The organism is Variovorax sp. 01T439_2, from assembly GCF_056398445.1.
In genome coordinates this window covers 1-2,099 of record NZ_JBFTPJ010000992.1, presented here as the reverse complement: position 1 = coordinate 2,099, position 2,099 = coordinate 1, and the positions used below count along the sequence as shown (strand labels likewise).

Annotated in this window: 2 protein-coding genes; both read left to right on the top strand. The window is 71.7% G+C overall.

Annotated elements, in window-relative coordinates; all coding sequences use genetic code 11:
* Positions 1-454: enolase C-terminal domain-like protein (locus tag AC1DOC_RS30875; RefSeq protein WP_478131245.1), on the top strand; the 454-nt coding region annotated here is incomplete at its 5' end.
* A gap of 5 nt (positions 455-459) precedes the next feature.
* Complete coding sequence (locus tag AC1DOC_RS30870) at positions 460-1,977, top strand: mannitol dehydrogenase family protein (RefSeq protein WP_049809822.1); 1,518 nt, start codon at positions 460-462, stop codon at positions 1,975-1,977.
* The last annotated feature ends 122 nt before the right edge of the window (positions 1,978-2,099 follow it).

The window sequence follows — 2,099 nt, the reverse complement described above, 5'->3', positions numbered from 1 at the left end:
CACCACCACGCCGCTGGCGGTGGGCGAGATCTTCAACTCCATCTGGGACTGCAAGGAGCTCATCGAGAACCAGCTGATCGACTACGTGCGCGCCACCGTGGTGCATGCCGGCGGCATCACGCACCTGCGCCGCATTGCCGACCTGGCCTCGCTCTACCAGGTGCGCACCGGCTGCCACGGCGCCACCGATCTGTCGCCGGTGTGCATGGGCGCGGCGCYGCACTTCGACCTGTGGGTGCCGAACTTCGGCATCCAGGAATACATGCGCCACACCGAAGAGACCGACGCCGTGTTCCCGCACGCCTACACCTTCGACCAGGGCATGCTCTACCCCGGCGACGTGCCCGGCCACGGCGTGGAAATCGACGAGGCGCTGGCCGCGAAGTACCCCTACAAGCGCGCCTACCTGCCGGTGAACCGCCTGCAGCACGACGGCACGCTGTGGAACTGGTGAGCGCCATGACCAGGCTGAATGCCGAGATGCTGGCCGCGCTGCCGCCCGCGGTGGCGCGCCCCGCCTACGACCGCGCCGCACTCGAGGCCGGCATCGTCCACCTCGGCGTGGGCGCATTCCAGCGCGGGCACCTGGCCGCCGTCAACGAAGCCGCACTGCATGCGAGCGGCGACTTGCGCTGGGGCATTGCGGGCGTGTCGCTGCGCAGCCCCGACACGCGCGATGCGCTCGCGCCCCAGGACGGCCTCTACACGCTCGCGCTGCGCGACGTGGACGAGGCCGGCACGCCGCGCGCGTCGCTGCAGGTCATCGGCTGCCTGCTCGGCGTGCAGGTCGCGCCCGAAGACCCGGCGGCGGTGCTCGCGCGCATCGCGCATCCCGCGACCCGCATCGTGAGCCTCACCGTGACGGAAAAGGGCTACTGCCACGACCCCGCCACCGGTGCGCTGCGTGCCGACCATCCCGACGTGCTGCACGACCTCGCGCGCCCCGATGCGCCGCGCGGCACGCTCGGCTTCGTGGTCTCGGGCCTGCGCCTGCGGCAGCTGCGCGGGCTCGCCCCGGTCACGCTGCTGTCGCTCGACAACCTGCCTTCCAACGGCCATTTGCTGCGCGGCCTGGTATTGGACTTCGCGCAGCGCGTCGATCCGCAGCTGGCACGCTGGATTGCCGAGCACTGCAGCTTTCCCTGCTCGATGGTGGACCGCATCGTGCCGCGCACCACCGACGGCGACCGCGCGCAGGTCAACGCCGCGCTCGGGCTGGAGGACGCCTGGCCGGTGGTCGGCGAACGTTTTCTCGAATGGGTGGTGGAAGACGATTTCGCGGCCGGCCGCCCGGCCTGGGATGCCGGCGGCGCCCGCTTCGTGCCCGACGCGCGCCCCTTCGAGACGCTCAAGCTGCGCATGGTCAACGGCGCGCATTCGGCGCTTGCGTACCTGGGCGCGATGGCAGGGCTCGACACCGTGGACCGCGCCGTCGCCACGCCGGCCCTGCACCGCTACCTCGACCGCCTGATGCGCGAGGAGATTGCGCCCACGCTGCCGGCGCTGCCCGGCCTCGACCTCGATGCCTACCGCCAGCGCCTGCTCGAGCGCTTCGCCAACCCGGCGCTCGCGCACCGCACCGCGCAGATCGCGATGGACGGTTCGCAGAAACTGCCGCAGCGCCTCTTGGGCACGGTGCGCGAGCGGCTCGCCGCAGGCGCTTCGATCGACCGTCTTGCACTCGCCGTCGCGGCCTGGCTGCACTACCTGCGCGGCATCGACGAACTGGGCCGCCGCCACGAGATCCAGGACCCGTTGGCCGATGCGCTGGCCGAACGCTGCGCGGCAGCCGAACGCGCGGCGGCCGCGGCCGCGCCGGCACAGGCCGACGAAGCGCGCGTGGCCGTGTTCGCGGCTTTCGCGCCAGTGTTCGGCAACGACCTGGGAAGCAACCCGCGCTTCGTCTCGGCCGTGGCCACGCAGCTGCGTGCGCTGCGCGAACTCGGCGTGCACAAGACACTGGCCGACCAGCCCTGAGCCAGCGCGCATCGGCCCGCGGTCACAATGCCGTGGCCATGCGCTTCTTCATCCGCCTCCTGCGCGCCCTTGCCGCGGCGCTGCTCGTTCCCATCCTGCTGTTCGAAGAATGGGGCTGGGAG

Bases quoted from the DNA above. Each gene is read 5' to 3' on its own strand.
- AC1DOC_RS30870 (WP_049809822.1), top strand. From the start codon at position 460: ATGACCAGGCTGAATGCCGAGATGCTGGCCGCGCTGCCGCCCGCGGTG.